Genomic DNA, 26,002 nt, shown 5'->3' with positions numbered 1-26,002 from the left:
TCGAAGATTCGCCGATTGCGGCCGCTTGAGCACAGACGGAGCCTGCAACGGCAACGTCTCCCGTAATCGCTCACCATCGCGGCACCACGATGCGCGCCGCTCTCCTGAATCCCCTCACGACCTATCCCGATATGGCTCACGGACATCCCCGAACTCCATCACGGATGGGTCCTGTCGAAGCTCACCTCGGCTCCCGCAAAGCTTCACCCGATCGGCCGGAACGCCTTGTCCAGCAAGGGTTCCGTGAGGCGTTAACGTTTTTAACAAGGGTTCAAGGGTGTTTACTTCAAGTACTCTCAAGGACAACACCCGCGAGTTCGTTGAGATAGACACTTGGAAAACGGGTCCGTCCCGTGAAACAATGGGAAATTTTGCAAAAGCAAGATTAAATCTTTTAAAAACAATAGATTACATCATGTTTCTCGCTTTGTTTCACGGAAAATGGATACCTAGCTACGCCTACACCGTCAACGTGACCATCGCCATACCCGTTTCTGCAACAAACCACGCGTCCCTCAAAAAAATGTAGCATTTGATACGTAATTCGTTATTATTAACACGTTTCAAGCGCGCTGACGGCTTCTATGACTATCGACGAACAACGCGAAGCTATTCGAAAAGAGCTCGAATCGCTACGCAACAGCGGCGTGCATCGTCGCGAACTCTCCTTGCATGCGTGCAAGCGCCTATTTTTCGACCTGGGCATTCGCCCCTCCGCGGGAGCCGTCCGCGACCTGACGCAAACAGGCAGCGCAAGCGACATCCCTAAAGACATCGATCATTTCTGGGAACGACTCCGGGATGCGTCGCGCGTGAGAATCGGAGCCGGTGCTATTCCACACGGCCTCGAGGAAAAAGCCGGCGAATTGTTGGGCGCGTTGTTCGAGCATGCGATCGAGGAGGCCAAACAGACACTCGAGGCCGAGCGCAAGCAAGTCTTCGAAGCACTCGAAGAAGCCACGAGCAACTTGCGCGAAGCGCAAATTCGTCGCGAAGCAGCAAACGAGGCATGGCAGCGTAGCGAAGCGCGCGCCGAGACAGCACTTGCACGTGTGCGAGAGTTGGAGGTGCAAATCAGTGCGTCCGCGGCTGTTCGCACGACTAGCGATGAAGCATTGCAAGCAACCGTTGGCCGGCTCGACGTCGAACGAGCTCGACTCGAGCAGCGCCTCGAAACTGAACAAATCGCCAACGCCTCGTTACGGGAGCGTATCGATTCGCTACATCAAGAACTGCGTCAGAGCGCCGAGCACTACGCCGCGCAGATCAAGGATGCAATCGCGGAAGCTGAACGCAGGGTCAAGCCGATGCTCGTCGAACTCGATTCGCTGCGCAACATGGCGGCTACCTATCAAACGGGAATTCGCGACGCGAGCCGGAAAGAGTTCGATTTCATCCAGCAACTCAGTGCGGCAAAGAGCCGAGGCGACCGCCTCGACGCGCAAGTGCGCGAGCAATCCGACGAAATCGACGCGTTGACACGCGAGCTCACCGCCGCGCGAGGACGTGGAACGCTTTCCCCCGAACTCGCCGCCCTTGTTCGCTCATGGGCCGCGACGGGAAGATTTGCCGATGCCGACTTTGCCGCGCTCGGCACGGCGCTCGACGCCTTCGCGGAACTGCCTGCCCACTGCCCGAAGTGTACGGACGGCGAGCCCGAACTGGCGCGAGCCGACGACGGTTACGAATTGCTGTGCCCGGAATGCGATCACTCGTCGGGGATCAAACGCTCGCGGCTCGAAGCCGTGACACGCTTCATGGACGAAGCGCGAACCGGCTCGCCCGACATAAGTGCTTGATTCATTGCCGTATCTACGCTCCCATCGCATCGAAGGTGAGATGATTCGGGAGCGAAAAGGTGAGCCCTTTCAGGAGCGCTCGGTCTGCACCGTCAGCGCGAGCGTCGCGGCGACTGCGTGGTTTCATGGCGCTGCATCGCCGTGGGCGCTTGCGCAATCTGCGCCTCTTCGTAGGCCGCGACGGCGAACGCAAACGCTGCCGGCAATGCATTCGATCTGCCGAATGTCGCCGGGTCGTCCGTTTCCGGGTAGTTCATGTCGTCGGGACGCTTGAAAAGCTCGAGCACGTCAGGCTCGTGCCGACTCGCGAAACCGAGGTCCGCCAGCGCCTCCGCTTCGATCGCGTGAAGCAGCCGCCATGTCAACGGCACGCCTTGCACGACGTAGCGCGCCGCAATATGACGGACGATGTGATCGAGGTCGCGCGCCGCGGCCTGAAAGCGCAGCGCGGCGAGATCGTGTTCCTGCATGGCCGCTCTCCGAATATCGAGATACTGTGCAAATATACAGTATCTCGACCAAGACGGCCAATTGCCCGCGGCGGGCTAGTGCTAGCGGCTACCCATGGATGACGACGAGCAGCGCCTTCGCCTCGGTCTTGCCGGCATTGCGAATCGCGTGCGGCACATCGGCTTGGTAGCGCGCGGTGTCGGCAAGCTTGAGCCGCTTCGTGTCCCCGTCCGCTTCGACTTCGATCGCCCCGGCCAGCACCGTCAGATGCTCTCGCGTGCCGGGTTCGTGCGCGTTCGATACGAGCGCACCGCCCGGCTGCAGCGTAAGCTCGTACCACTCGAATTTTCCGGCCAACTCGATGGGGCCCCAAACGCGTAGTTGATACTTCGCGTCGTGTCCGTCCAGTGTCGGAATTTCGTGCGGGCCGGACACAGCGATCGTTTCGTGCGCACGCTGCGTGGCGAACAATTGATCGAGGCTGATACCGAGCGCGTTCGTCAGCCGCCAGGCGACGGCAATCGTCGGATTGGCCTTGTCGCGCTCGATTTCCGAGAGCATCGATTTCGACACGCCGGCTGCCCGCGAAAGATCGTCTAGCGTCAACTTCCGTTCCGTGCGCATTCGCTGAATTTGTTCGCCAACGCGTGGCGGTGCCGATGCCGGGGCAGGTGTGGCTGAAGCAGAGGAAGGCGCGGTGCGCCGTGTGGCGGAGCTTGCCATTTCAATTTCGATCGCTTAGAGTTGTTCGCTATATCGAACTTTGGTTCGAAAAACCGGAATTGTTCGGCAAAACCGGACGACCGACTATAACAGCAATAGACAGCCGCAACGCCCGCCATCCGGTGCGAGCGGCGCCCTTTCTGTCAGGAGCGAACCGATGCGCGATACCTTTCTCGCCCATTTGCGCGGCACGATCGATCAGATTCGTGCCGACGGCTTTTACAAAACCGAACGGGTGATCGCAAGCCCGCAGTCTGCCGACGTGCACCTCGCCAGCGGCGAAGACGTCCTCAATTTCTGCGCGAACAATTACCTCGGCCTTGCCGACGATGCGCGCTTGATCGCCGCGGCCAAAGCCGGACTCGACCAAGACGGTTTCGGCATGGCTTCCGTGCGTTTCATCTGCGGCACGCAGACCGTCCACAAGGAACTCGAGCGCGCGCTATCCGCGTTTCTCGGTACGGAAGAGTGCATTCTCTATTCGAGCTGCTTCGATGCGAACGGGGGCTTGTTCGAAACGCTGACCGACGAAACCGATGCGATCATCAGCGACGAGCTCAATCATGCGAGCATCATCGACGGCGTTCGGTTGTCGAAGGCCAAACGCTATCGCTATAAGAACAACGATCTTGCCGATCTCGAAGCGAAGCTGCGTGAAGCCGATGCCGCCGGCGCGCGCTTCAAGCTGATTGCCACCGACGGTGTCTTCTCGATGGACGGCATTATCGCGAACCTGGCCGGCATCTGCGATTTGGCCGATCGTTATGGTGCGATCGTCATGGTCGACGATTCGCATGCGGTCGGCTTCATCGGCGAGCACGGCCGTGGCACGCCGGAGTTTTGCGGCGTCGAGGGTCGTGTCGACATCATTACCGGTACGCTCGGCAAAGCCCTTGGCGGTGCTTCGGGCGGATACATCGCGGCGCGTCGCGAGGTGGTCGAGCTGTTGCGCCAGCGCTCGCGGCCCTACCTTTTCTCCAATACGTTGACGCCGAGCATTGCCGCGGCTTCCCTCAAAGTGCTTGAACTACTCGCGAGCGACGAAGGCGCACGGCTGCGTCGGCGCGTTCGCGAGAACGGTGAGCGTTTTCGGGAGGCGACGAGCACGGCGGGATTCACGCTCGTGCCGGGCCAGCATCCGATCATTCCCGTGATGCTCGGCGACGCGTCGGTCGCGTCCCGCATGGCCGACGCTTTGCTGAAGGAGGGCGTCTACGTCATCGGGTTTTCGTATCCGGTCGTGCCGAAAGGCCGCGCGCGCATCCGTACGCAGATGAGCGCCGCCCATACGCCCGAGCAAATCGATCGCGCTGTCGATGCATTCACGCGCGTCGGCCGCACGCTCGGCATTATCTAAGGAGTCCTAAATGAAGGCACTCGCCAAACTCGAACGCGCGCCGGGGCTCACCCTGACGCAAGTGAAGAAGCCCGAAGTGGGCCACAACGACGTCATGATTCGCATCAAGCGCACGGCGATATGCGGAACCGACATCCACATTTGGAAGTGGGACGACTGGGCGCAAAAGACGATCCCCGTGCCGATGCACGTGGGGCACGAGTATGTTGGCGAAATCGTCGAGATGGGGCAAGAGGTGCGCGGCTTCGCGATCGGCGATCGCGTGTCGGGCGAAGGGCACATCACCTGCGGATTCTGTCGAAATTGTCGGGCGGGGCGGCGTCACTTGTGCCGCAACACCATCGGCGTCGGCGTGAACCGAGAGGGTGCGTTCGCGGAATATCTCGTGATTCCGGCCTTCAACGCGTTCAAGATTCCCGACGAGATTTCCGACGACCTCGCCGCGATCTTCGACCCGTTCGGCAACGCGACGCATACGGCGCTGTCGTTCAACCTGGTGGGCGAGGATGTGCTCATCACCGGAGCCGGGCCGATCGGCATCATGGCCGTGGCGATCGCGCGGCACGTCGGCGCGCGCAATATCGTGATCACCGACGTCAACGAATATCGGCTCGGCCTGGCGCGCAAAATGGGCGCGACGCGAGCGGTGAACATTACGAAGGAGTCGCTGCGCGACGTCATGAGCGAGTTGCACATGGCCGAGGGCTTCGACGTAGGCCTCGAAATGTCGGGCGTGCCGAGCGCGTTCACGGGCATGCTCGAAGCGATGAATCACGGCGGCAAGATTGCGCTGCTCGGCATCCCGCCGGCGCAGACGGCGATCGATTGGAATCAGGTGATCTTCAAAGGGCTCGAGATCAAAGGCATCTACGGGCGCGAGATGTTCGAGACTTGGTACAAGATGGTGGCGATGCTGCAAAGCGGCCTCGATCTCTCCCCGATCCTCACGCACCATTTCGCCGTCGACGACTACGAAAAGGCTTTCGCGACGATGCTGTCCGGCGAGAGCGGGAAGATTATTTTGGACTGGACGGCGTAGTAGGCGGTTGCTCCGCGGGCCGCTCGAATTCGGCCTCGATGCGCACTCGCACATCGTTGCCGACGGCGGGATACCACGTTCCCAATCCGAACTGCGCGCGGCTGAACGCCCCCTGTGCTGAAAACCCGAGCGTGTCGGCTTTCGTCAATGGATTGCGCCCGTATCCGTTGAACGTGACGTCTAGCGTCATGGGGCGCGTGACCCCTCGGATCGTGAGATCGCCTTCCAATTTCCCTTGCGCCGGGCCCGCTGCGACGAAGCGTTTGCCTACGAATTGGATGGTTGGATAGGTCGCGGCGTCGAACATGTCCGGCCCCTTGACCACCTTGTCGAGCAACGGCACTTTCGTATCGACGCTGCCCGCGTCGATCGCCACGTCGACGGTGCTGGCGTCGAGCCCGCCTGTCTTCCAGTGGAGCGTGCCGTGCGCACGATCGAAGCGCATTACGAAGCGCGAGTATTTCAAGTGTTCGACATCGAACGTGATGCTCCAGTGGTCGGCGTCGAGTACATAGTCACCGACAGGTACGCGCGCTTCGTCGGCGGAAACCGTATGCGTGACCACACGCAGCGGCGTGCAGGCCGACATCGATAGCGTGCACAGCGCAAAGATGGCCGCACTCAGTGCTGTGCGCATGCCAGCGGAGCGCACCGAAAATCGTTTCATCGTCATCGCTTCCTTCATCGTTTCTTCGACCGACGCTTCCGGTTCGACAGCGGCTTCGCATCGGGTTCCCGTAAGTTCTCACCTTCAACCCTTCGGCCGATAGCTTATATGCGACCGTGCGATTGACAAAGGAGAATGATCGTTCTACCTTTGTCGCCATGAAAACCCCAATCGATGTTTCTCAAGGAGGCCGGAGCGATGCGGGCGCGATACCCGCGATACCCGCGACACCACCGGGGCCGCGAGACCGGCTCTTAGATGCGGCGGAAGCGCTGATCTACTCGGGCGGTATTCACGCGACGGGCGTCGATGCCATCGTCAGAGCCTCGCACGCGACGCGTAAGAGTTTCTATTCGTACTTCGAATCGAAGGATGCGCTGGTGGCCGCGACGCTCGAGCGTCGGCACACGCGATGGATGCATTGGTTCGAGCAAGGCACGCTGCGCAAGGGGCGGACGCCTCGCACGCAACTGCTCGGCATGTTCGATCTGTTGCGGGAATGGTTTGCGTCGCCGGGCTTTCACGGCTGCGCCTTTCTCAATGCGTCGGGTGAAATCGCCTCGCCCGACGATCCGATTCGTGTTGTGGCGCGAGCGCATAAAGCAGGATTGCTGCGCTTCATCGAGGAGCGTTGCGATGCATTCGCGGCCGAGTACGGTATCGGCGCCCGGCAAGCCGCGGCGCTCGCGCGTCAGTGGCTCGTGCTCGTCGATGGGGCCATCGGCGTTGCGCTCGTGAGCGGATCGGCCGATGCCGCCCACGACGCGCAAGCCGCCGCGCGGCATTTGCTCGATCAAGCGACATCGTCGTCGCAATCCCGGGCTTCGAGATCGAAGCCGGCATCCACCTAGGAGAAACGCATGTCCGATAGGAGTCCTAACGAAACGCGACCGCCGTTGCCGCCCTTCACGCTCGAGACCGCGAAGCAGAAAGTGCGTGCGGCCGAGGATGGTTGGAATTCGCGCGACCCCGAGCGTGTCGCGCTGGCGTACACGGCGCAAAGTGTGTGGCGAAACCGTGCCGAGTTCGTGACGGGGCGCGCGGACATCGTCGCGTTCTTGCGGCGCAAGTGGGCGAAAGAACTCGATTACCGGCTCATCAAAGAGTTGTGGGCGCACGACGGAAATCGTATTGCCGTGCGCTTCGCTTATGAGTGGCATGACGACTCGGGCAATTGGTTTCGGTCATACGGCAACGAAAACTGGGAATTCGACGAGCATGGGCTGATGGCGCGGCGCTTTGCATGTATCAACGATTTGCCGATTCGCGAGGGAGATCGTTTATTCCGGTGGCCGCTTGGCCGCCGGCCCGACGATCATCCGGGGCTGTCCGATCTCGGGCTTTGATCGCTGGCGTTTCGTTGTGCCGCTTTTGCTGTTTGTCATGTCGTGTTCTGTTCGTATCATCCACAACGTTCTTTGGTCGAGTCGTGTCTCTAGTCGTCACGTACGCGAATTGCTGTAGTAGAGTTCGCGACGAACGGCACGACGCCGGACGAACCATGATGAACAACAACCAGCGCTGGTGGCGGCCGGCAAATGGAGCGGACATGCGTTTGAGGATGGGGGTGCCCGGCATCGGCAAGCGGGTGGTTAAGGCTGCAATGGCGGTCGTGCTCGGGACAATCGCATTCACGATCGGTGCCACGCAGGCGCGCGCGGCCGATTGGTGCGGCGGTGGTTTATGGGTCGATGCGATGCTCGGCTCCCATCACATCGATCCGAAGCAATCGTTTGAAGACTTCAATCCCGGGCTTGGCGTCGAATGCTGGGTCAATGGGGAATGGGCGGTGACGGCAGGCGAGTACCGCAATTCGCTTTCTCATCCTTCTTGGTACGGCGGCGGCGTTTGGGCGCCTGAATTCGTCCATTGGGGAATCGTGCGGTTGGCTGTCATGGGCGGGCTCATCTCCGGCTACAACTACGGACGCTACGGTTTCGGACACGATCATTCGATCGGCCCCGTGGCCGCGCCGATCGTGATGGTCACGTATAAGCGCGTGGGGATGAACTTTATTCTCGTGCCGCCGATTCCCTCAGATAACTTGCCGTTTACGATCGGGTTTCAGTTGAAGGTGGGGTTTTGAGGGGTTTTTGATGGGCTGGCCAGTAGCGGAGGTGGGCGGTCGTATCCGACCCAGAAGAGACCTTCAGTGTTCCTGTTAGCGAACAGTCGCAAGCGACCATCCGGATCGTTCATTCGGAGCGGTCAACTATTGGGCTAGTTCCACAAGGTCGATATACTATTGTCGCGGCGGGGGGAAGGACACTCCGTCAGGGGCACCAGTGGGTAATGCCGACCGCGCCCAGGGTCTTGGGCACCGTCTGCGTAATAGTCAGGCGCAGACTTTGCCTCGCCGCACCGCTTGTTTTAAGTTTGTCGCTACCGCGTTCGGTAAATCTCGGTTTTCCAGTCGAGCAGAAATTCAACAACTCGTCTGGAATGTTCCGGATTTCCGTTCAGTCCCATGCTTTCAGTCGCAATGTTGTCCAGATAAACGGCGATAGACGAGGCGTCCGCGCCCTCCTGCAACATTGAGAACACTTTCGGCAAATACCTTTGGTATTCGTCACGTGTAACGGCATTCGGGGCGACGCCAATAGGATCCCATACGTAGTACAGAATCTCGTCCACTCTTCGGTATAGTTCTAATTCTGTTTCGCCCAGCTTCTGTCCCATAGCACCTCATTTCGCTTTCCACGACCGCCCACAAGTAGCACCAAGCAAAGCTATTCCGTCTTGATCGCCATGTCTTAGTTCGGGGGCGGAGTTATTACAAGACTTGTGTCTACGCCGCCACCACATGCCTTCTCAACACACTTAAGCCAGTCCCCCCAAGCTGCGGGATCGGCGGTTGTTCCATCTGAAAGAAGACTTAGATCTCCCAATACCGAACCGAGATCATCGGAGTTTGTCCGTCGGTAGAGTTCGACAATAAATTCAAACATCGCAAGATACGCTTCTTGCGTCGTTAGACGATCATTTTCCATAGCTAGAATCGTAGCTCGACAAAGGGCTCTGCAGAGGCTAGAAAAGCGGTGACTTGGTCGATTGCATTTGGATGGAGCTCAGGATGTTCGTCGCCCAAGTATTCAATTGTCTCGGCGGGTGACCAAGGTCCAAGAGAAGCCATGTAACCACAAAAGTCATCTTGGACCTGATGCCATGACTCATAAAGTCGGCGCGACAGGAGAATTCGATTACTTCGCGTATAGATCACTTGGAGATCCACGAGCATTTCCAGTCAGAAAAGGTTTCAAAAGCGACTGCAAAGCAACTTCGATCTCTCGGAGCACCTGTTACCCGCGAGAATCAGGTTAATTGTCAACGATCTACGCAGCGGTGTCGACTGGCCGTTCATGCCGACTGATGCTACATGAGCGGCGCCGGATATAGCGATCATGGCGGCGTCAAAACGCGCGCCAGACCTCGGAGCCAACGAATGTGTAGGATTCCGGCCCGGAGGTAGCCCCATTTTGAACGAATGGCCATTCGATGCGCGGATGATAGATATACACGGGTAAGGCGAAGTACAAGCTGCGCCTCACATCGACGATTGCCGTCAGCCTTTCGAACTTGCGCTCCATCCAACTGAACGCTACGAAGCTCGAGCAAGCGGACATCGAGAATATGCTGCCCCACGCATAGCCGGGTAACTGGCGACTGCCCACCGTGACGAGGTGATATGAATCACCATTCGGCGGTTCTCCTTCGTATTGCAAGGCTAGCTTGTAGCTGCGATCCGGCGGGATCAACACATAGTCACTCATCCCAGCCCAGTGGCTAAGCTCATCCACCGTAAATTGAATCTTGCGAGGTTCCATCCGGTTTACTTCCCATCGCGATGAGTGATTGAGCCGATTGTTGACGATCTGCGTGGGGCTGTCGAACGACCGGTTGTGGCCGCGTGCAGCCAGACGCCCGCAGCGCTCGCTCCATCGGGGATAGTTTCCGACTCGCACAACCAATCGGCTAGGCCTACCCACCTTGGAGAGCGCGTTTGCCGCTACCGCTCGTTCCAACGGGCATCGCACACTGCATAAGCGGCTTTGCACTCGCCCCTTATCACGATATCAGCCATCCCTTCGTGTTCCTTGTCCCGCACGGCTTCCGTGTAGGTGTGGATCGCAAACTCGGGCGTCGCCTTTCGAGCGAAAATCGCGGTAACAATGCCTGCGCGAGCACTGGCTAGCTCCTCGTCCGTGGCTATCGTTGCGTCGGCGCTCTCTCTGTCGCCATGCACAACGATGTATATGACCCCGGAGCGGAGTTCATCGACACGCCCAGCAAGTCGTTCAAGCGAACGCCGCTTCCCTTCGGAAAGCTCGAACTCGCCTCGATCAAAGCGAAACTGGATCTCCACCCGGTATGACGCTGGCACTATCGCCATCGATTGAGCATGCCATACGAGCATCGCCAATGGCATAAGCGACGACCACTTCTTCACTACCGCCTCCAAGATGCTCAATTTATCGTGCCGCTGAGGATACGATGCAGGCAGACGTACGTTCGTTCAGCACCCGCGTATAAAAACGTTCGACAACGGTAGAGCCGACGAGCTTCAATTTAATCGCATTCCAGTAACGGACCACGAACATATCGGCACCAGACAAAAAATCTTTATGGTTTCGTACCGGGAAATCACCGTGATATGCTCGCCTTAAACTTGTCGCACAACAATTCTTACATAAACCTTTAGGAAGGCTTTCCGGATATGGGGATTCCGCGTCTCGCCGTCATATTGACGGCAGTCGGTTGTATCAGTGGATGCGTGAGTGCGTACGTACCGCCTGCATCCGGTGACGTCGCGCAGATTACTTTCAATCGGTACCAGGACTCGACAACAGCCGTACAGATCTATGATGTCGCGCAAACCTGCACGTCTCGGCATGGGGTTGCGTTGCTCAGGTCCGACTCGAAGAAAAGCATTGCAGTGAGAGCCGGGGCGCCCGTCTCTGTCACGATGAGCGTCGATCACGCGGTCATCCCGTTGCCAGTGGGCTTTATCGTGCGCGGGTGCAACCCGACTATTACGTTTACGCCGGAGAAGGATGCGACGTACGTCGCCAATATGGTGGCTGATGGCAACGCCTGCGCGATCAAGCTGACGCGCGCCGAGGCTGGGCAAGCGCCGACCGATGTACCCGAGGATGCGATTGAGGTTCGACGGTGGAAGCGCGGGTTTGATGAGGGGTCGTCGTTTTGTGATTGACGGTTCCTGGGCTCGGTGACCACCGCGCCTGCAAAACAAACGAGCTCCGTCGATGCGTGCAGTATTCGGCGGAGACGTAATAGGGGGCGTTGAGTGCGCGGTATGCATTCATGAGTTACCCAACGATGCAATTTGGTACGAACAAAAGCATGCGCGCTCTTCAGTGGTTCCTCTGTGTGTCCGCCCTTCTCGTAACGCTTGGTGGTTGCAATCACCAAGTTTCGTTTGAAGCACCAGCTCACCAAGAGCCATTGGCCGTGGCGACGCAGGTTCTTGCCGAACTCTCAAACAAGAACTATTCGAGCGTCGAAAGTCAGCTTGATCCAGGAATCAATACCGCGTCGACGCACAGCCAACTGGAACGCATGGCAGACGTATTCCCTGTGGGAAAACCGGCAAAAACGCACGTTGTCGGTGTGAATACATCAACGGTAAACGGGACCATCACCTACAGCTTGACTGTGGAAAGCGAGTATCCGAGTACGTGGCCGCTGGCCAATGTTGTCCTGCGGAAGGAAAGCGGACACTGGGTCATCCTGGGAATGCATGTCTATCCGAGAACGCAGTCGCTCGAAACGGAAAATCGTTTCACCTTCACGGGCAAGACAGCCGTCCACTACGTCGTTTTCGGGCTCGCGACTGCAATCCCGATCTTCGTTGTTCTGACTTTTATCGCTTGCGTTCGTACGCCCCTGGCGAAGCGCAAGTGGCTTTGGTTGTTGTTTGTCGCCGTCGGGATCGGTCAGTTGTCGTTCAACTGGACAAATGGCGCGTCGAGCATTCAACCAATCAGCTTCGTGGCCCTCGGCTCAGGGTTCTTTCGAGCCGGCCCGTATGCGCCGATCATTCTCAACGTCTCCGTTCCGGTGGGGGCGATCATCTTCTGGTTGAAGCGTTGGCCCAATCGCGCAAAGAGCAACGTTCAATCGCCAGGGGCGCCAGCAGCGTAGGGCACCGAGGGAATTTCGGTGTTGCGTTTGGGCGGAATCCGGCCAATTGCATAGGGTCACAGACTTCAGAGGCCCCTTCCAATTCCGGGAACCATACAATTTCCTCACAGCCAGCGGGAACGCGGTCGGCAATCTGAGCCGAGAGGAACAGCAATTTAAATGAACCTCATCGCAAAGATTTTCGGAACCCGCTCACCTCGGACGGCGCCTGCGCAGACGGTATATTTGTTGGCGGGCGAATCGATGCCGCTTGATGCCGCGCTGGAGGCCATCGCCTTCAGCGTCGACCGCGCATTCATCGCGCTGTGTATATCGCACTATTGTGGCTATGTCAGGGAGGCTGCTATTAGCCGGGCGGTCGAACTCGGCGACAGCTCTTTTGTAGGGTCGATAGCGGAGCGCTTGAACGATTGGGTGCCCGAGGTGCGACGGGTGGCGGCGAGCGCTTTGCTTACGCTTCTTGCAATCGTTCCGGCAGAGCACTTCGTCTCGCTTATTCCGCGATTGCGCGCTCTCACGTTGGCCACACGGTAAGCACCTCACGACAACCGTCGTAGACGACGGCGAGAACCGACATCAAAGTGGTGCCCATCATTTTCGATTTGATGGACATCACTGTGACAGAGCCAGAAGCCAAGCCGGGTAGCCGCAAGGGACGCCCGAATTATGATCGCGAGTTTCGACGCCGACTTGCCGCTGCGGCATGCGAGCCCGGTGTGTCGGTGGCGAAGCTGGCGCGAGACAATGGCATCAACGCGAACATGCTGTTCACCTGGCGCAGCCGCTATCGCGCGCAATTGCAGGCCGAAACGACGCCCCTGATTCCCGTGGCGGTAGTTCATGAGACGCCGCCGGCGCGCGTGGCGATGTCGGCGCAAGCATCCGGCGTTGACCATCGGACACCGCGAAATGGGACGATCGAGATTCGGATCGGTAGCGCGCTCGTCAAGGTCGACGGCGCCGTCGACGCCGAGACGCTGCGGCTCGTTCTGGGGAGCCTGCAATCGTGATCTCGCTGCCCACGGGTACACGCGTCTGGCTGGTGGCCGGCGTCACCGACATGCGCTGCGGATTCCAAGGGCTGGCGGCGAAGGTGCAGACGGCGCTCGAAGACAATGCGTTGGGCGGCAACGTGTTCATCTTCCGGGGCCGGCGCGGCGATCTCGTGAAGCTCATGTGGGCGACCGAAGACGGGCTCTGGCTTCTTGCGAAGCGGCTCGAGCGTGGGCGCTTCGTGTGGCCACAGGCCGATGGCGGCAAGGTCCATCTGACGGCGGCGCAATTGTCCATGTTGCTCGAAGGCATCGATTGGCGGCAACCGCGTCGCACCGCTGCACTGTCGATGTTGTAAACCGAGCAGAAGGCTCGTAAACTGCGCCGCATGTCGAACGGCGCCGAACTTCCTGACGATGTTCAAACGCTGCGAGCCTTGCTGCTCGAGGCTCGTGCTCAGCTTGCCGAGCGCGATCTGGAGATCGAGCAGCTCAAGGCGCAGCTCGACAAGCTTAGGCGCATGCAATTCGGCCGCAAGTCCGAGCAGTTGGACCGGGAGGTCGCACGGCTGGAAACCGCGCTTGAGGACCTGACGGGCGAGCGCGGCGTCGCTGATGTGCGGCGCGCCCGCCAATCAAGCGCGGGCACGCCTGTGGGCGACGCATCGCCGAAAGAAGCTCTGCCGCCGCATTTGCCACGCGAAGAACGTGTACTGGAGGCTGACGCAACGTGTCCGAAGTGCGGCAGCGCGATGCAGCCGCTCGGAGAAGACGTGTCCGAGCAGCTCGCCCGCGTCGCGGCGGTGTTCAAGGTGATTCGTACGATCCGGCGCAAAACGGTTTGCCCGTGCGGTCACCACTTCTCGCAGCCGCCGATGCCCGGCCTGCCGATCACGCGCAGCATCGCCCATCCGAGCCTGCTGGCCGACATCCTCGTCTCGAAGTACGCTGACCACACCCCGTTGTACCGGCAGTCGCAGATTGCCGCGCGCGACGGCGTGAAGCTCGACCCCGCCAGCATGGGCCGCTGGGTCGGCCAGTGCGAGGCCCTTTGCGATGCGCTGACCGAGGCACTGCGCCGCTACACGGTGGCACCGTCGAAGCTGCACGCGGATGACACACCTATCCCGGTACTCGAGCCGGGCAAGAAGAAGACGAAGACTGGGCGCCTGTGGGTGTATGTGCGCGATGACACCCGTTCGGGCTCGACCGAACCGGCCGCAGTGTGGTTTGCTTACTCGCCGGACCGCAAAGGCATCCATCCCCAGACCCATCTGGCCGGATTCGAGGGTATCTTGCAAGCGGACGCCTACAGTGGCTTCAACGAACTGTACGAGAGCGGCAAGATTCGCGAGGCGGCATGCTGGGACCACGCGAGACGGTACATATACGACGTGCATGCCCGAACGCCGACCGAGGCGACCCGGGAGGTGCTCGAGCTGATCGGTGGACTTTACGCGATCGAGGCCGACATCCGCGGCAAACCCGCCGCGCAGCGGCTTCGCGTGCGGCAGGAGAAAAGCATCCCGCTGCTCGCGGCCATCAAGACGTGGATGACGGACAAACTCGCGACACTGTCGAAGAAATCCGACCTTGCCAAAGCGATCCGTTACTCGCTTAACCAGTGGGATGCCCTCGTGCTGTACTGCGAAGAGGGGCGTGCCGAAATCAGCAACGCCCTGGCCGAAAACGCGCTGCGCTGCGTGAGTTTGGGACGTAAGAACTTCCTGTTCGCAGGCTCCGATAGCGGGGGTGAGCGCGCTGCCGCGATGTACAGCTTGATCGGCACGTGCAAGCTCAACGCCATCAACCCGCGCGCTTACCTCGAATACGTGCTGACCCATATCGCTGATCACCCCATTAACCGCATCGACGAATTACTACCCTGGAACGTAGCAAGTAAGCTGCCGGGCAAGCCTTGCTCGCCTGCCTCCACGGGCTGATTGCCAGCGGGCGAACCCGAGCGCCCGATACCCAATCATGCCTCACGTGCGCGCCGCATTGCGAACGGTCTTCGCGAGGTGCTTACGCTTGATCGGCACGTGCAAGCTCAACGCGATCAATCCACGCGCCTACCTCGAATACGTCCTGACCCATATCGCTGATCACCCTATCAACCGTATCGACGAACTGCTGCCCTGGAACGTCGCTAGCAAACTGCCAGGGCAGTCTTGCTTACCGGCCTCCACGGACTGATTGCCAGCGGCCAAAAAATCAAATCGCCCGATACCTGATCATGCCTTACGCGCACGCCGTATTGCGAACGGCCTTCGCGAGGTGCTTACGCCACACGTACGGACCACAGCGCTTGGTTGTTCGAGTTTGAACGTCGTCTGGTCGAAGCCGGCGGAAGCACTGCGATCGTTGCGGCTGTAACCGGAAAAGATCATCGGCTCAGGCGCGCAGCTTTTTTTGTTGCCGTTGATCATCAACTTCTACCGCTTAGCGACACAATAGAGATCGGCATGAGCTCGGGAGATATCTTGCTTGCTCAGTCCGCGATCAACCTGCTTGACCGCATACCAGCTTCGGACCGAGCCCGCTACATCGACGTTGTAATCGCATCGCCATTCGGGCCAGTACGCCTTGCGGCCCTCAATCTCATTGCCGCCGGCAAGAGCAGCACCGATTACGAACCGTTTCTATGGCGTACCGTATTTGACCGTCAAGGTAGCCTCCGGTCAGCGGCAGTTCGATTGCTGCTAGCGCGTGGTCTGGATGTCGTAGCCCAGTGCAATGCAATGCTCGGTACAAAACAGCTCACTAGCCGGCAGGTCCCGGCGGCGCTATCGCTTCTATCCGAGCAGCATGCGCCGGGAATCGTCGCGACGCTTACGAATTATGTAAGCGATCCTCGACCGGCGGTCCGCGCTCATGCCGTTGCCCTACAGGCTAAGGTTTTGCCATCCCTCAGGGATGAGATTGCGTCACGTGCGCTGCTAGACCAATCCAGAAAGGTCAGAAAAGTCGGGGTTCGCCTCTGCACTTCGGGGGCGTTTGTCCCGCTGGCGCTCATTAAGACAATGCTAGCTCGTTATGGAGACTGTCGCGCAGCGCTGGCAATTTGTGCGCGAGATAAATGGGATAGCCTCGCATCCATTGCACTCATCGCGGAACTACACCCTCCGTGCGACGACGGTCCCATAGACCTAAAACAGGTACTCAGAGACTGGATAGAAGACCCGAGGTCGTTATGGACAAAACCCAGTGGCGAACCACACCTGATCTTGTCGAATTCAGAGATTTTGCTCCGCCTTCTCGGGCTGGCTGGCGACCAAGCACCGCAGTTGCGGACGCGACTGCGCGAAGCGGGTGTGGACTGTTTCGGAGGAAGCCCTATCGTCGAATAGACGACCCGCTGCTGCCTGCTTGCTCGTGGTTGCCGTTCTCCAGTGTGCGCAGTTTCTAACCGCTTTCGACGCCCCAACTACGAGCTTGACCGCCCGCGACGATTAGCGGCTGCTGACGTAAAGACGCAAGGGCCGACGAACGTCGGAAACAAGCCTTTCAGCACGAAGCGCAATCGGCCCGCGCGGACCTGCCCCTTGACCAAGTCTTTCGGCACGCGAGCGCTATTATTCAACCCGTTGCGGTCGTCCGGGTCACCGTAGCGGCAACATCGGTTGTAAGAGTGCAACGGCCATTCGCTAACGCTAGATCGCCTGCCACTTGGCGGGCATCCACGGTCGTTCGCATGGTCTAAAATGCCACACACGAGTGGCGCGCTTTTAATGAACGATTCAATATCGAAAATATATGAAGCTACCGAATTGGGTAAGGACTGGATGGTGGGTTATTCTGATTGTGGTATTGACGGTGTTCTTGTATGGTCGCTACCCTGATCTTAAAGCGGGGCGGGCCGCGGCTGCAGATGTCGTTGTGTTCGTTATATGGATCGCGTTACTGTTGGCTCCCTTGTTCGGTGAGGTATCGCTACTTGGTATCAAGTTAAAACAACAGTTTGACGAACTGGAAAATATGATGACTACACAGATCACGGATATCCGAAATGATCTGCGTAACACCATTGACGTGCGCACCACGATCAGCCCAAGCTTCAATATTCCTGCTGCGCCATCAGATGCACAACTGCCTGCGATTGAGAGACGCATTAACGAGATCATTTCTGAGCGGCTTTCTGCGCTGGGTGTGCACGTCTCGCCGTCCATCCTACCGATCAATGTAGACAACGACGTTTCGTTCCTGTTTGCAGCGAGATACAACCTTGAGAAGGAACTTCGACGCATTATGGAATCGAGCCCAACAGCGGTTTCCAATGCGGATACAACAGAAACAGTGAGAAGGCGTGCGGTTCCACTCCCTGTACATCTTCGTTCGCTTGTGGACCTGGGCTTAATCGACCGACAGTTGGCCGGCGCGATTCGAGAAGTGTACTCGGTATGCTCGCCGGCAATTCACGGGGAGTCGGTCAGTAAGGCACAAGTGGCGTTTGTTAAAGATGTGGCTCCGCGCTTGATCGCCACTTTGGCGGCAATAGAGAATATATTCGGTCTTCTGTGAACGTTTTGTTGAGTTACGCTGCGCGTCGTCGGAGCCTCCAACGATTAGAGGATTGTTGACAAAGCTTCAATAGACATCGTGGATGTCAGAGGGCACTTGCCACGAGGCACGGTCAATATGGATAGGGAAAGGCTTTACGACGAAGCGATTGATAACATGGAGCGAACCGTCCACGATGTCACTGGACGGATGCCGCCACCATCGCTAGTGCAACAGCGCGGATACCGCTATGCGGAGAAGGACGCGTACCGCGCAATAATCCAGAAGATGGCTCGAATAGTTAGCGCCTTACGAGCGGCACGGTTACTCCTTGCGCACGGCTTTATTCAGGAGCAGGCTGCAATATGTCGTATTGTCGGCGAAGCGGAGGTCGACGTGACGTTCTTGGCGTTGGGTATTGTCTATGGTGAAACAGAACTTCACAAGCGCTTTCTCACTGATTTCTATCAGGAGGAACATGACGACCCCGAGCGGCCAATGCATACGCGCATCAAGCGCGGGAATATCCCTCGGGACAGAATCATTGCGTTTATCGTGAATACCCCCATATCTGGCGACGACCCGAGTACGGCGATCGCGGCAATGCAGACTGTTCACAAAGCCACGTCAGGGTACATTCACGGAGCATCGCCGTTTCTAATGGAGATGTACGAAGGTCACCCTGCGCTCTTTCACATGAACGGGCTGCGCGACTCCCCGCTCTGGCAAGATCATAGAGACGACATCTGGAATTACATTTATCGAGCATTAACGGCGTTTTGTATCGCGGCCAAGGCGTTCGGCGACCAGAAGCTCTTCGATATGATTTGGGCGTACACCCAGCGATTCGCGTCGTCCGAACCGAATTGAAAACTGACGCATGATAATCCCTCAAAGCGATGTCGAGCGACTGACCGCTGTCGAAGTGAAAGCGCCGTCCGAATGCTACGCCAAGCGCCAAGACGAGCGACGCTTCATGGCCGGCTACTGCCCGATGAGGTCGCCGCGCGACCCTCCCCTGGCCCGAAGAGGCTTGCCTAGCGCAGGATCAAAGCGCCGCCTTCAGGTCCGCCAGCGTCATCATGACCGTCATCGGCGCAAGCGGCGAGGCCTCGAAACCCAGCGCGAGATAAAAGCGGTGCGCGTCCTGGTTGAGCGCGTGGGCAATAACGCCGCGAATCCCGATGACGTCAGCGGCCTGTGCGATGCGCCCGCCAGCATCGCGCATCAGTGCCCGAGCCACACCCTTGCCTTGCCAAGCGCGATCAACGGCCAACCTTGCGAGCACGACCACGGGTACAGGATCGGGCATGTTGCGACGGAATCGGCCCGGCGCCGAGTCGACATCGACGGCGCCCGAGGCGAGAGCGTAGTAGGCCACGACGCTCTCATCGTTGCAGACGACGAAGGTACGCGTGGCGCCGCTCGCCTGGTTCTTGAGCGCGCGGCGCTTCAGCCATTCATCGAGGCTAGGCTCGCCCGAGTCGAACGCTTCAAGCACATGCCGCGCAGTGAGGAGTTCTGGGGCGTGCAGCGTCATGCCGCTCCGCTCTGAGATTCCCAGGGCGCGGGGGTGCGCATAGTGCGCTTAAGGCGCTCGTTCGACGCAGGCACAGCGTCCAGGCGCGCAAGGAACTCGGCGAACGCCTCGGGCGTCGCACGCACAAGCGTGGCTTCGACTAGCGTTTCCTCGGCCGCAGCACGCGCTGCCGCAAGGATGAAGTCGGTGCGCGTCAGGCCTCGGGCAGCAGCGGCCCGATCTATCAGGTTGCGCTCGTCGGGCGTGATCCGCATGTTGAGCGCCTCGCGCTTCGGAGCAGCAGTTTGGGGGGTCGGCATGAAGGCCTCCCGGAAGAACTGGAGAAGGCCCGAGTATAGCAGAGACGTGATGACAATGTCATTACGAAAGCAATGACGCCGACACGACGATTGATAGCTGCTCAAAGTCCTGCGAGAGAATGGCAGCAAGCGATTTCGGAGATCCAATGCGCTCAATGGATCAGCAGGAATCCTGCCTGCCCATGAGAACCGCTGAGCACCGCGGAGACCGCCTGATAATTAGGGGCGGAAGACAGCCGATTCCAACCGCTGCCCGCAAAGGCACGCCAGGTAAGGGTTCTGGGTTTTGCGGGTTTGGCTACCCCACACTTCTACCTACAATTGTGCGTTCCGTACCCGTCGTCCGCGCCCTCGACCGACCGCAATCGTTAAGGTTTATTCGATGCCTGCCATCGGCCGCATGACCGGTTCCGAGCGCCAACAGCCGTTTGAACCTACTCCGCGGCTTGTTGTTGGGTATCGTACAGACGCCCAACAAGAGAGGGGGCGAGTCTACAAACTCGTTTGGGGAGCGAAATTGGCTTCCGCCGGGCGAGGGAAAGCTGAGTGTCTGATGGAGGACGCAAGTATCGATCGATGCTTTAGCGTAGTGGTAGGCGCAAACGCGCACTATCGGGAGGCAGCATGAATGCACGACGTTTGGTCGTATGCGCGTTCGTTTTTGCAATACTTTCGCCCTCAGCGCCGGCGCGGGTGATGCCTTTCGAGAGCCACCGGGCGGAGCCGCAAAATTTGTCGAGCGATAGCCCGGAGGAGAATCAGGCTCCCCGCGCGGCCGTTATGATCCGAGGACAAAAAGATCCTCGTATGGAGCTTTGGTTTATTGCCGCGTACAGCACGACCAATGATGCGTGCCGTACGCGCTCGTTTGGCCAAGCCGTGTGGGGCGCTCCGATGATCGCCCAAACGGTCTACGACTCTGTTCGTGTGCCACCAGGGGAAACGAACTACTCCGTACAGTTTTTTCTGGACAAATACAGCCCCGCCCGCTGCGGATGGACTGCGATTGCGATACTCCGTGCAGCATTTTTACCTGACGAGGCTAACGGCCCCGGCGGAATGAGCGGATTACTGGCTGTTCGCGACAATGGTGCCGACCATATTTCTGTGTCTTTCCTTTGCACTCGACGGACCTATGACTACGCGGAGCCGCATTTTTATCTGGAGTGCCTGACAGACGCGCCCTCGTGGCCCGGCGATCTATTGTCAAAAGGCGGCGGAGTTATCGAAGTGGAAATGCTGCTGGTGCCGGGGCCACCTGTACCTCTAGTCCCGGGAATTCCGCCTAAGGTGCTTGAACCCAAACCGTCCCTCGAACACGGCTAAGCATTCGAATTCTCACGATGAGTGCGTAGTTTGATTCGAAGGGTACGGACGTGTCATCGTTGGTCGGGCAATCCAGACTTTCGCCGTTCGCTCAACCTCACAACGTTGGTCCGATGTTCGGGCATAGCGGTCGCTCAAGCGACGCTGGAACGCAACGGGCGAAGGGCAGTAGCTGGCCGACTGGCGTCTCTCTAGCAGGTGCACACACAGGTTAGCTGAATGCAAACGCAGATACAACAACGCCGAGCACGACAAGCCCAACGAGAATGAAAAGCGTGCGGACACGATGAGCGTCACGCCAAGCCGCCCGGCTTGCCTGTCTGTCACTCAGGGATTGCCAGCCTGTAAGATGCCCGCCGGAAACAACCGGGTATTCATCGGGATGGATCTTCTGCTCGCTGAGATCGATCCCATCCCGATCATATTCGTGGCCGGCGATCCTGCCTCCTTCCTCCTGTGAAGTGACCGCGCCCGGCAAGCGATTGCCTGCGCCGTCATGAAGTGCATCTGCCTCGCTGCGGCGACCATAGCGGCCAAAACCAGCGTCCTCGCCCCCAAAATGCGCTCCCTCTCCACCGCGGCCGCCAATGGCCATTGCATTGGTGGAAAACCAGAAGGAGGCCAGCAGTAGTAATGTGAGCGTCCGTCCGTCAAGCAAGTGTTGACGATCAGTCATTATTCTCATCGCGTTCGCCTTGGCATCGAATCTCGGGATTGTCGACGGTTCCTGCATCGAGTGCCAGTAACCGTTCCTGGCCGATGGACTAAACCGCTCGCGCGGTAGGGGCTACGATCCGACGCTGAAGGTCAGGGAGAGGCCGGTCGCGCGGCTTTATGTTGGCGAATGAGGCAATCCGCCTCGTTCTTCAGCAGGAGTCCCATCATGACCTCCTCACAGTCAAACGTCAGTCCGCTGCGCCAGCGCATGATCGACGACATGCGCATGCGCCAGCTTGCCCCCAAGACGCAGGACATCTATCTGCACATCGTGCGTGAGTTCGCGCGGTTTCTCGGACGCTCACCGGACACGGCCACCGTCGAGGACCTGCGCCGCTACCAGCTCCATCTGGTCGACCACGGCACATCGGCCGTGTCGCTGAACCACGCGATCACCGGCCTGAAGTTCTTCTTCACCGTCACGCTCGACCGGCCCGAGCTGATGGTCAGAATGCATCCCGTGCGCGTGCCCCGCATATTGCCCGTCGTGCTCAGTCCCGATGAGGTCCGGCGCCTCATCGAGGCGGCCGGCAACCTCAAGCACCAGACCGCGCTGTCGGTCGCGTACGGCGCGGGGCTACGCGCCAGCGAAGTGGTCGCGCTGAAGGTCACCGACGTCGACAGCGAACGCATGACACTGCGTATCGAGCAGGGCAAGGGCCGCCGCGACCGCTATGCGATGCTCTCACCGGTGCTGCTCGAGCGTCTGCGTGCGTGGTGGCGCGTGGCGCGTGCGCAGGGCAAGATGCTCGATGGCGGGTGGCTGTTTCCCGGCCTCGATCCGCTCGATCAGTTGAGCACGCGGCAACTGAACCGCGCCATTCATGCCGCCGCCGAGGCTGCGAACATCGACAAGCGCGTGTCCATGCACACGCTTCGGCATAGCTTCGCGACACACTTGCTTGAACAGAAGGTGGACATCCGCGTGATCCAGGTGCTGCTCGGCCATGCGAAGCTCGAGAACACCGCGCTCTACGTCCAGGTGGCCACCGACCTGCTGCGCGAGGTCACCAGTCCGCTGGACCGTCTGCCCTCCGAGTAGACCCGCGTGCTGTAGCGCCTCATGCTGGAGGTTGCGGACATCTTCCGCAGCCACGGGCCAGCGTGGCGGGCCACCACACAGTTGAGCCTGGGGCAGCTGAAGGTCATGTCGGCCATCGAACGGTGCCGCACGGCGGCACTGGGCGGGCATGTGCTGCGCTGTTCAGGCTGCGCAAGGACAGAGGTGTCCTTCAACTCGTGCCGCAACCGGCATTGCCCGAAGTGCCAGGCCAGCGCAGCACACCGCTGGCTGGAGGCACGCCAGGCCGATCTGCTGCCCGTCGAATATTTCCACGTCGTCTTCACGCTGCCCGCGCCCGTCAGCGCCATCGCCTGGTACAACAAGCGGATCATCTACGGCCTGCTGCTCGACATCGCCTTTGAGACGCTGCGCACGATCGCCGCCGATCCCAAACACCTCGGCGCCCAGATCGCGGCCACGCTCGTACTGCATACCTGGGGCTCGGCCCTCACGCATCACCCGCATGTGCACGGCATCGTGCCCGGTGGCGGGCTGTCGCCCGATGGTGAGCGCTGGATCGCCTGCCGGCCCGGCTTCTTCCTGCCGGTGCGCGTGCTCTCACGCCTGTTCCGCCGACGCTTCCTCGAAGCGCTCGAAGTGGCCCACCGCAATGGCCAGCTACAGTTCTTCGGCGAGTACACCGGGCTCGCGGACCCCGCCACCTTTGCCCGGTGGCTGGCACCGCTGCGTACCTGCGAATGGGTGGTCTACGCAAAGCGCCCGTTCGCCGGACCGAAGGCGGTGCTCGAGTACCTCTCACGCTACACGCACCGCGTCGCCATCTCCAACCAGCGTCTGCTCGCCTTCGACGAGCGCGGCGTGACGTTCCGTTGGAAGGACTATCGCGCGAAGGGGCGCACCCGCTACAAAACCATGACGCTAGAGGCTAGCGAATTCATGCGCCGCTTCCTGCTCCATGTGCTGCCCGGTGGTTTCCATCGCATCCGTCACTACGGGCTGCTCGCCAACCCGGTCCGACGCGCCAGTCTCGCCAAAGTGCGCGAGCTGCTGCACGTCGCACCCGGCATCGCCCCGTCACCGGACACCACCATCGCTACCCGGCCCGTCTTCGTCTGCCGCCACTGCGGCGCGCCGATGATCGTCATCGACGTATTCGCGCGCAGCGCCCCAATCCGCGCACCCCCAACGCACCGGCCGCACACATGAACTCCACGGTTCCCCGATATCCGAACCGACCGTCGGCTTTGCGGCAACGCGGCCCACGAGCGGACGTTTGCGCGTGTCACGTCGCCACGCTCCTCGCACGGCCGCCTCGTCATCGCGATTACACGACGGCACCGCTTCGCTACCCTGTCAGCGCCCAGCCAGCATCCAACTCCGTCCAGTTGCACCCGGCACGATTGAGCATCCCCGCCTATCAATCGCCATAGCCGCGAAATCTCCAACCGCATCGGGGCACTCCGCGGTTTCCTCCATCGGGCTTATTCGACGCCTGCCGACATGTGCAGAGGTATGCACATTCATGCGCCCGATGGCTGGCATCGAATAAACCTTAACGGACGCTGCCATTTTGCAGCAATAGGCCCGCCTTCCTGAAGACGCTGCTCAGGCTCGCTGGTGCATTTCAAAAGCCGACGAGCCTCCTAAGGTGAGCCTTTTCGGGGGCGTTGCTACGCCCCCGATCCATGCTCGTTCAAACAAGCCCAAGCCGCGCGAGCCGATCCGGGCGCACTGCGCTTTCGTCGACGAACCATCGCCTCGCTTGAACAGCCTCATCTACCGTAACCCACACCCCGTTGCCGGCACGCTCGCAAGGAACGAACCCCGGCGATGCACTCTCGACGATGCTTTCCAACGCACGCCCGACAACCGAATTCACCGCACGCCGGGTCGTTCCATCCGAATACCCACCGGCATTAGCAAAAGGCATCAACGCTCCTGCCGCGACCAGAAAGAGCACGTTTTGCCGTATTTCCATCGCGTTGCGTCGCGGATCGCGCCCGTGCAACCGTGTAACGATGTCACCGATACGCATCGAACCCTCCGCCATCAGCACGCGCAAATCTCCAATGAAATCGGCCTGAAAGTTCAATACCCCTCGAGGAATATTCACGCGCACATCGATTTGCTCGACATCGGTGGCGCAGCCGACGACCGCGTCGTCGAGATGTCCGACCACATCGCCTTGCCGATCCGTCTCTTGCGTTCGGCGAACGAATACATCTCGGCGGAATCGTCGATTGACCGCGAAGTCCGCCGCCAAGTGTCGCAGCCGTGCGCTCGCTAGTGTGGCGATCGATTCGGCTGCGCGTTTATCGATGATCAGCGGAAGGTGATTGTCGGCCAGCGTTGCGCTGCCCACGTACGTTAGACCGATGTCGGCCATTTCGTCGGCGACGTCGACGGAGTAATGCACCTTCCACGTGTCGTTTAGAAACTCATGCGCGAGATAGTCGACCGGATCTTTCGAAATGGCTTTCAGTGCTTCGTTTACCGCGGGATTGTCGCGGAAGTACTTGGCGCCCGAGTTGCCCAATCGCTGCATGGCATCGACTGCTGCGCTCACCTGATGCGCGACATCTCCATCCGCCGCTCGCGACAATTCGAGCATGAGTTTGCGTAGAGGCGTCTCCGCGGACCATCCGGGAAAACAGTTGTAGCTCAGATATACGATGCCGCCGTCATTGAGCTTGCGCGAGAGAATTTCTAGAAGTGTGCGACGCGCGTCGGCATCGACCCAACTATAGACGCCGTGCAGAACGATGAAGTCGAACGAGGGCAGATCGCGGTCGAGCAATGCGTCGAACGCGGCTTCGTGAAGAGCGATATTGTGGACGCCGAGGTTTGACACTCGGCGCGCGGCCGCCTCGATATGCGCCGGATTGAAGTCGCATGCATGGAATTGCGCGTGTGGGAATGCGCCTGCGTTGACGATTGTCGAATGCGCGGATCCGCAACCCAGATCAAGGTAGGCGAAAGGCCGAGTCAAGTCTCGAGGCTCCACGCCACCCAACGCGCTGACATAGTCGAGCCACGCAGGCGACAGTTCGCGATGAAATCTGTCCGGAAACGTCACCTCGCTGACATAACCGGAAAAGCGATCGGGTGCTTGCATGATGTCCAGTACGTTTGTCAGCCGCGCAGCGCGTCAGATGCTGGGCGAGCTTAGCATGCTGTCCTACAGCGGTGCTGTCCGGCGCTTGCAGGCGCATCACATCACATCGAGCGAGTCACTTCGACATGCATCGGCAAAGGTGAGTGTTTTCGGGAGCACGCGAAACGTAACGCGCCGACGTTCAGAGTACGGCAAGGGAGCGTGTGTGCGCACACGCTCCTCTGGTGTGCCGCACCTTATCAAAGGTGAGCATTTTCAGGATCAATTGCCACGCGTATCGAATGCCCTTCGT

Annotated in this window: 27 protein-coding genes and 1 pseudogene; 18 read left to right on the top strand and 10 right to left on the bottom strand. The window is 59.5% G+C overall.

Annotation, left to right across the window (positions count from 1 at the left end):
- Positions 1-584 precede the first annotated feature (584 nt).
- Positions 585-1,799 carry a DNA-binding protein gene (locus tag J3485_RS27230; protein WP_206957529.1) on the top strand — a complete coding sequence of 405 codons (1,215 nt, stop codon included), beginning with the start codon at positions 585-587 and terminating at the stop codon, positions 1,797-1,799.
- Between the two features lie 92 nt (positions 1,800-1,891).
- On the opposite strand, the gene J3485_RS27225 is transcribed toward J3485_RS27230, so the two are convergent.
- Complete coding sequence (locus tag J3485_RS27225; RefSeq protein WP_206957527.1) at positions 1,892-2,269, bottom strand: DUF2471 family protein; 378 nt, start codon at positions 2,267-2,269, stop codon at positions 1,892-1,894.
- A gap of 88 nt (positions 2,270-2,357) precedes the next feature.
- The gene (locus J3485_RS27220; protein WP_206957524.1) at positions 2,358-2,972 is read right to left on the bottom strand and encodes a helix-turn-helix domain-containing protein; all 615 of its coding nucleotides are present in this window, start codon (positions 2,970-2,972) and stop codon (positions 2,358-2,360) included.
- 157 nt (positions 2,973-3,129) lie between these two features.
- Between J3485_RS27220 and J3485_RS27215 the strand changes: the two genes are divergently transcribed.
- Both J3485_RS27215 and tdh read left to right on the top strand, forming a co-directional pair.
- A complete protein-coding gene (locus tag J3485_RS27215) occupies positions 3,130-4,329 on the top strand; it encodes a glycine C-acetyltransferase (RefSeq protein WP_206957522.1) in 1,200 nt (399 codons plus the stop codon).
- Between the two features lie 10 nt (positions 4,330-4,339).
- Positions 4,340-5,368, top strand: coding sequence for an L-threonine 3-dehydrogenase (tdh, locus tag J3485_RS27210; protein ID WP_206957520.1), 1,029 nt, complete (start codon positions 4,340-4,342; stop codon positions 5,366-5,368).
- On the opposite strand, the gene J3485_RS27205 is transcribed toward tdh, so the two are convergent.
- Positions 5,346-6,035 (bottom strand): YceI family protein, encoded by a 690-nt coding sequence (locus J3485_RS27205; protein ID WP_206957518.1) that lies wholly within the window; start codon positions 6,033-6,035, stop codon positions 5,346-5,348. The two genes, tdh and J3485_RS27205, sit on opposite strands and share 23 nt — an antisense overlap.
- Positions 6,036-6,193: 158 nt before the next feature.
- On the opposite strand from J3485_RS27205, the gene J3485_RS27200 reads away from it, so the two are divergent.
- The 3 genes from J3485_RS27200 to J3485_RS27190 all read left to right on the top strand — a co-directional run bounded on the left by J3485_RS27200 (position 6,194) and on the right by J3485_RS27190 (position 8,121).
- Positions 6,194-6,886, top strand: coding sequence for a TetR/AcrR family transcriptional regulator (locus J3485_RS27200; RefSeq protein ID WP_206957516.1), 693 nt, complete (start codon positions 6,194-6,196; stop codon positions 6,884-6,886).
- A 9-nt stretch (positions 6,887-6,895) separates the two neighbouring features.
- Positions 6,896-7,381 (top strand): nuclear transport factor 2 family protein, encoded by a 486-nt coding sequence (locus tag J3485_RS27195; protein WP_206957514.1) that lies wholly within the window; start codon positions 6,896-6,898, stop codon positions 7,379-7,381.
- A 257-nt stretch (positions 7,382-7,638) separates the two neighbouring features.
- Complete coding sequence (locus J3485_RS27190; RefSeq protein ID WP_242539098.1) at positions 7,639-8,121, top strand: hypothetical protein; 483 nt, start codon at positions 7,639-7,641, stop codon at positions 8,119-8,121.
- Between the two features lie 296 nt (positions 8,122-8,417).
- Here J3485_RS27190 and J3485_RS27185 read toward each other — a convergent pair whose 3' ends face one another.
- The 3 genes from J3485_RS27185 to J3485_RS27175 form a co-directional block, all read right to left on the bottom strand.
- Complete coding sequence (locus tag J3485_RS27185) at positions 8,418-8,714, bottom strand: hypothetical protein (protein ID WP_206958501.1); 297 nt, start codon at positions 8,712-8,714, stop codon at positions 8,418-8,420.
- 731 nt (positions 8,715-9,445) lie between these two features.
- Entirely contained in the window at positions 9,446-9,859 is a 414-nt protein-coding gene (locus J3485_RS27180) for a hypothetical protein (protein ID WP_206957512.1), read from the bottom strand.
- A gap of 182 nt (positions 9,860-10,041) precedes the next feature.
- Positions 10,042-10,482 (bottom strand): hypothetical protein, encoded by a 441-nt coding sequence (locus J3485_RS27175; RefSeq protein WP_206957510.1) that lies wholly within the window; start codon positions 10,480-10,482, stop codon positions 10,042-10,044.
- Between the two features lie 516 nt (positions 10,483-10,998).
- Between J3485_RS27175 and J3485_RS27170 the strand changes: the two genes are divergently transcribed.
- From J3485_RS27170 to J3485_RS27130, 9 genes and pseudogenes are all read left to right on the top strand, one after another.
- Positions 10,999-11,247, top strand: coding sequence for a hypothetical protein (locus J3485_RS27170; protein WP_206957508.1), 249 nt, complete (start codon positions 10,999-11,001; stop codon positions 11,245-11,247).
- Between the two features lie 149 nt (positions 11,248-11,396).
- Positions 11,397-12,197, top strand: coding sequence for a hypothetical protein (locus J3485_RS27165; protein WP_206957506.1), 801 nt, complete (start codon positions 11,397-11,399; stop codon positions 12,195-12,197).
- Between the two features lie 159 nt (positions 12,198-12,356).
- Entirely contained in the window at positions 12,357-12,731 is a 375-nt protein-coding gene (locus J3485_RS27160; RefSeq protein WP_206957504.1) for a hypothetical protein, read from the top strand.
- Positions 12,732-12,814: 83 nt separating this feature from the next.
- Entirely contained in the window at positions 12,815-13,207 is a 393-nt protein-coding gene (gene tnpA, locus J3485_RS27155) for an IS66-like element accessory protein TnpA (RefSeq protein ID WP_309476971.1), read from the top strand.
- On the top strand, positions 13,204-13,548 hold the full coding sequence (gene tnpB / locus J3485_RS27150) for an IS66 family insertion sequence element accessory protein TnpB (protein ID WP_206951009.1): 345 nt from the start codon (positions 13,204-13,206) through the stop codon (positions 13,546-13,548). The genes tnpA and tnpB overlap by 4 nt, the downstream gene beginning before the upstream one ends.
- A gap of 30 nt (positions 13,549-13,578) precedes the next feature.
- A complete protein-coding gene (gene tnpC / locus J3485_RS27145; protein WP_206957502.1) occupies positions 13,579-15,132 on the top strand; it encodes an IS66 family transposase in 1,554 nt (517 codons plus the stop codon).
- 88 nt (positions 15,133-15,220) lie between these two features.
- Positions 15,221-15,385 (top strand): annotated as a pseudogene (locus J3485_RS27140) (transposase domain-containing protein); the annotation flags it as partial.
- 1,560 nt (positions 15,386-16,945) lie between these two features.
- The gene (locus tag J3485_RS27135) at positions 16,946-17,710 is read left to right on the top strand and encodes a hypothetical protein (RefSeq protein WP_206957493.1); all 765 of its coding nucleotides are present in this window, start codon (positions 16,946-16,948) and stop codon (positions 17,708-17,710) included.
- A gap of 156 nt (positions 17,711-17,866) precedes the next feature.
- Positions 17,867-18,559, top strand: coding sequence for a hypothetical protein (locus tag J3485_RS27130; protein ID WP_206957491.1), 693 nt, complete (start codon positions 17,867-17,869; stop codon positions 18,557-18,559).
- A 178-nt stretch (positions 18,560-18,737) separates the two neighbouring features.
- Here the strand turns inward: J3485_RS27130 and J3485_RS27125 are convergent, their stop codons facing one another.
- Positions 18,738-19,229 (bottom strand): GNAT family N-acetyltransferase, encoded by a 492-nt coding sequence (locus tag J3485_RS27125; protein WP_206957489.1) that lies wholly within the window; start codon positions 19,227-19,229, stop codon positions 18,738-18,740.
- Positions 19,226-19,528, bottom strand: coding sequence for a type II toxin-antitoxin system TacA family antitoxin (locus J3485_RS27120; protein WP_206957487.1), 303 nt, complete (start codon positions 19,526-19,528; stop codon positions 19,226-19,228). Before J3485_RS27120 ends, J3485_RS27125 begins: the two co-directional genes overlap by 4 nt.
- 624 nt (positions 19,529-20,152) lie before the next feature.
- On the opposite strand from J3485_RS27120, the gene J3485_RS27115 reads away from it, so the two are divergent.
- Positions 20,153-20,854: a hypothetical protein gene (locus J3485_RS27115; RefSeq protein ID WP_206957485.1), complete on the top strand. Its 702-nt coding sequence runs from the start codon at positions 20,153-20,155 to the stop codon at positions 20,852-20,854.
- Positions 20,855-21,065: 211 nt separating this feature from the next.
- Here the strand turns inward: J3485_RS27115 and J3485_RS27110 are convergent, their stop codons facing one another.
- Complete coding sequence (locus J3485_RS27110; protein ID WP_206957482.1) at positions 21,066-21,530, bottom strand: hypothetical protein; 465 nt, start codon at positions 21,528-21,530, stop codon at positions 21,066-21,068.
- Positions 21,531-21,737: 207 nt separating this feature from the next.
- On the opposite strand from J3485_RS27110, the gene J3485_RS27105 reads away from it, so the two are divergent.
- Both J3485_RS27105 and J3485_RS27100 read left to right on the top strand, forming a co-directional pair.
- Positions 21,738-22,613, top strand: coding sequence for a tyrosine-type recombinase/integrase (locus J3485_RS27105; protein ID WP_206955967.1), 876 nt, complete (start codon positions 21,738-21,740; stop codon positions 22,611-22,613).
- A 21-nt stretch (positions 22,614-22,634) separates the two neighbouring features.
- Positions 22,635-23,801, top strand: a complete 1,167-nt coding sequence (locus tag J3485_RS27100) for an IS91 family transposase (protein WP_206955966.1) — start codon at positions 22,635-22,637, stop codon at positions 23,799-23,801.
- Positions 23,802-24,288: 487 nt separating this feature from the next.
- Here J3485_RS27100 and J3485_RS27095 read toward each other — a convergent pair whose 3' ends face one another.
- Positions 24,289-25,710 (bottom strand): class I SAM-dependent methyltransferase, encoded by a 1,422-nt coding sequence (locus tag J3485_RS27095; protein ID WP_206957480.1) that lies wholly within the window; start codon positions 25,708-25,710, stop codon positions 24,289-24,291.
- Positions 25,711-26,002: the final 292 nt, after the last annotated feature.

The organism is Trinickia acidisoli (genome assembly GCF_017315725.1).
GTDB classification, from domain to species: Bacteria; Pseudomonadota; Gammaproteobacteria; order Burkholderiales; family Burkholderiaceae; genus Trinickia; species Trinickia acidisoli.
This window is presented reverse-complemented; position numbering and strand designations above follow the sequence as displayed.

Coding starts and splice junctions, on each gene's coding strand:
- J3485_RS27185 (WP_206958501.1), bottom strand. CDS start 8,714: ATGGGACAGAAGCTGGGCGAAACAGAATTAGAACTATACCGAAGAGTG.
- J3485_RS27120 (WP_206957487.1), bottom strand. CDS start 19,528: ATGCCGACCCCCCAAACTGCTGCTCCGAAGCGCGAGGCGCTCAACATG.
- J3485_RS27190 (WP_242539098.1), top strand. CDS start 7,639: ATGGCGGTCGTGCTCGGGACAATCGCATTCACGATCGGTGCCACGCAG.
- J3485_RS27100 (WP_206955966.1), top strand. CDS start 22,635: ATGCTGGAGGTTGCGGACATCTTCCGCAGCCACGGGCCAGCGTGGCGG.
- J3485_RS27215 (WP_206957522.1), top strand. CDS start 3,130: ATGCGCGATACCTTTCTCGCCCATTTGCGCGGCACGATCGATCAGATT.
- tdh (WP_206957520.1), top strand. CDS start 4,340: ATGAAGGCACTCGCCAAACTCGAACGCGCGCCGGGGCTCACCCTGACG.
- J3485_RS27110 (WP_206957482.1), bottom strand. CDS start 21,530: ATGACTGATCGTCAACACTTGCTTGACGGACGGACGCTCACATTACTA.
- tnpC (WP_206957502.1), top strand. CDS start 13,579: ATGTCGAACGGCGCCGAACTTCCTGACGATGTTCAAACGCTGCGAGCC.
- J3485_RS27160 (WP_206957504.1), top strand. CDS start 12,357: ATGAACCTCATCGCAAAGATTTTCGGAACCCGCTCACCTCGGACGGCG.
- J3485_RS27225 (WP_206957527.1), bottom strand. CDS start 2,269: ATGCAGGAACACGATCTCGCCGCGCTGCGCTTTCAGGCCGCGGCGCGC.
- J3485_RS27220 (WP_206957524.1), bottom strand. CDS start 2,972: ATGGCAAGCTCCGCCACACGGCGCACCGCGCCTTCCTCTGCTTCAGCC.
- J3485_RS27135 (WP_206957493.1), top strand. CDS start 16,946: ATGAAGCTACCGAATTGGGTAAGGACTGGATGGTGGGTTATTCTGATT.
- J3485_RS27180 (WP_206957512.1), bottom strand. CDS start 9,859: ATGGAACCTCGCAAGATTCAATTTACGGTGGATGAGCTTAGCCACTGG.
- J3485_RS27170 (WP_206957508.1), top strand. CDS start 10,999: ATGAGCGTCGATCACGCGGTCATCCCGTTGCCAGTGGGCTTTATCGTG.
- J3485_RS27205 (WP_206957518.1), bottom strand. CDS start 6,035: ATGAAACGATTTTCGGTGCGCTCCGCTGGCATGCGCACAGCACTGAGT.
- J3485_RS27115 (WP_206957485.1), top strand. CDS start 20,153: ATGAATGCACGACGTTTGGTCGTATGCGCGTTCGTTTTTGCAATACTT.
- J3485_RS27200 (WP_206957516.1), top strand. CDS start 6,194: ATGAAAACCCCAATCGATGTTTCTCAAGGAGGCCGGAGCGATGCGGGC.
- J3485_RS27195 (WP_206957514.1), top strand. CDS start 6,896: ATGTCCGATAGGAGTCCTAACGAAACGCGACCGCCGTTGCCGCCCTTC.
- J3485_RS27230 (WP_206957529.1), top strand. CDS start 585: ATGACTATCGACGAACAACGCGAAGCTATTCGAAAAGAGCTCGAATCG.
- J3485_RS27095 (WP_206957480.1), bottom strand. CDS start 25,710: ATGCAAGCACCCGATCGCTTTTCCGGTTATGTCAGCGAGGTGACGTTT.
- J3485_RS27125 (WP_206957489.1), bottom strand. CDS start 19,229: ATGACGCTGCACGCCCCAGAACTCCTCACTGCGCGGCATGTGCTTGAA.
- J3485_RS27105 (WP_206955967.1), top strand. CDS start 21,738: ATGACCTCCTCACAGTCAAACGTCAGTCCGCTGCGCCAGCGCATGATC.
- J3485_RS27130 (WP_206957491.1), top strand. CDS start 17,867: ATGGAGCGAACCGTCCACGATGTCACTGGACGGATGCCGCCACCATCG.
- J3485_RS27165 (WP_206957506.1), top strand. CDS start 11,397: ATGCGCGCTCTTCAGTGGTTCCTCTGTGTGTCCGCCCTTCTCGTAACG.